At 30.9% G+C, this 1694-nt stretch carries 3 protein-coding genes; 2 read left to right on the top strand and 1 reads right to left on the bottom strand.

The window, feature by feature from the left end; all coding sequences use genetic code 11:
• Positions 1-202: 202 nt before the first annotated feature.
• Entirely contained in the window at positions 203-337 is a 135-nt protein-coding gene (locus tag COC46_RS15750) for a small acid-soluble spore protein P (RefSeq protein WP_098810774.1), read from the top strand.
• A gap of 34 nt (positions 338-371) precedes the next feature.
• Positions 372-527: a YfhD family protein gene (locus tag COC46_RS15745; protein ID WP_098810771.1), complete on the top strand. Its 156-nt coding sequence runs from the start codon at positions 372-374 to the stop codon at positions 525-527.
• A gap of 62 nt (positions 528-589) precedes the next feature.
• Here COC46_RS15745 and COC46_RS15740 read toward each other — a convergent pair whose 3' ends face one another.
• Positions 590-1294 (bottom strand): DsbA family protein, encoded by a 705-nt coding sequence (locus tag COC46_RS15740; RefSeq protein WP_098810769.1) that lies wholly within the window; start codon positions 1292-1294, stop codon positions 590-592.
• Positions 1295-1694 lie beyond the last annotated feature (400 nt).

The raw sequence follows: 1694 nt of genomic DNA, 5'->3' as shown, positions 1-1694 counted from the left end.
TCTAATTTTCTAATTTTAAAGAATGAATTAAATCATATAAATACCTCCCTTTCATTAATTTATTTATATATATGGAAAATGGTTATCGAAAATTATTAGGAAAAATGATTAAAACGCTTACAATTTAAAAATTAGTAAATATTTCATTATGGCATATTTTTTCTGTTACAACTAAAGCTATTCTTAAAGGAAGGTGACAAACATGACAAACAAATCATCAAAAAGAAATAGCCCAATTGATCATGAAAGTGGACAACCAAAACCATTAAGTGGTTCTCATAAAATAAAGAACCAAAATCATACTAGACAGAAAAAACATAGCAGTCACGATATGTAATTTATTTTTATTAAATTAACGGAGGGGTTTTAAGTTGAAGAAGAAAAATAATTCAAATAATAAGTTTAATAAGAATATAACGCCAGACGGACTTGATGTTGAGTATTCTGCAGAATTAGCGGATCACGAAGACATTGAGGCACAAGAGCGTTCAGCACAAGCGGATGCACGCGTAAAGAAAAAATTGTAATCAAGCTGATTTTCATTTTCACAAAAGAAAGGTATGCGTTTTAAACGCATACCTTTTACTACTTACTTGTTCATTTCAGCATCAATAGCTGCTTTAATTGATTCTAAGCTAGGGTCTTGTACCGCTTTACCATTTACAAAAATTGTTGGAGTACCGTTTACACCATAATGATTTGCAATGGCAATGTCATTCGCAACTTGTTTCATTGCTTCTTTTTTGTATAAATCTTTTTTAAATTGTTTTTCATCTAAATTCGGAATAACTGATTTTGCAATGCTTGCTAGTTTATCTGGTGTAGCCCAAGTAGTCGTTTCATCTTCTTGTTTTAAATAGATTTGCTCTTGGAATTTCCAAAATGAATCTTTATGAGTTTTATAAACTACTTCTGATGCAAGTGCAGCTAAATTCGAATCTTTAGAAATAAATGGATAGTTAATAAATGAGAAATTGATTAAACCACTGTCAATATAATCTGCTTTAAGTTGTGGAAAAACTAGTTTATTCCAATCAGCACAGACTGGACATTTATAATCTCCAAATTCAACTACTTCAACTTTTGCGTCTTTATTACTGAATGTCGGCTGATTATTCGTGTCAAACCCATCAACTTTCACTTGATCTACTCCCGCAATTGTTGGGTACACTTCTTCATTTTTCTTATCTTGTAATTTAGAAACAAAGAATAATGCTCCAAGTAAAACAACTATTCCAATAAATACCGAAATAGCAAACGTTTGATTATTATTAGATTTTTTCTTTTTGCTCATAAGTGCTATATTCCCCCTACGATTATGTACTGTACATTATTGTAACATAAACTAAAGCAACCTAACTATTCATAACCCTTGTAAATCTATGTTATTGGTCCTCTATATATCAGAGTTAGGCTATTGGGAACTATATTTTTCATTTTTCAAGCAATGATATTTTTATTCTATTCTTCTAAGGATTGATTGGAGCGAAAGGATAATCGACTCCTTTAGGAAATGCGGGTAGTCTAAAGAAATCATAGGCGCGCTAAAAGAGGCTTATGTCTCGCCCCATGTAAAAGCGAGAAGCTGTCACACTGCTTCCTTTACATTGAAAAAATTGTTGATATATCAACAAATTCTTTTTGGAAACATAAAAGCCAAGTTTATATCGAAATAATGATATTATCCCCTTTAG

Origin of the sequence: Bacillus sp. AFS041924 (genome assembly GCF_002577195.1) — a bacterium.
GTDB lineage: Bacteria > Bacillota > Bacilli > Bacillales > Bacillaceae_G > Gottfriedia.
Note: the sequence above shows the minus strand (reverse complement) of the source record. Positions and strands in the feature narration are given on the sequence as shown.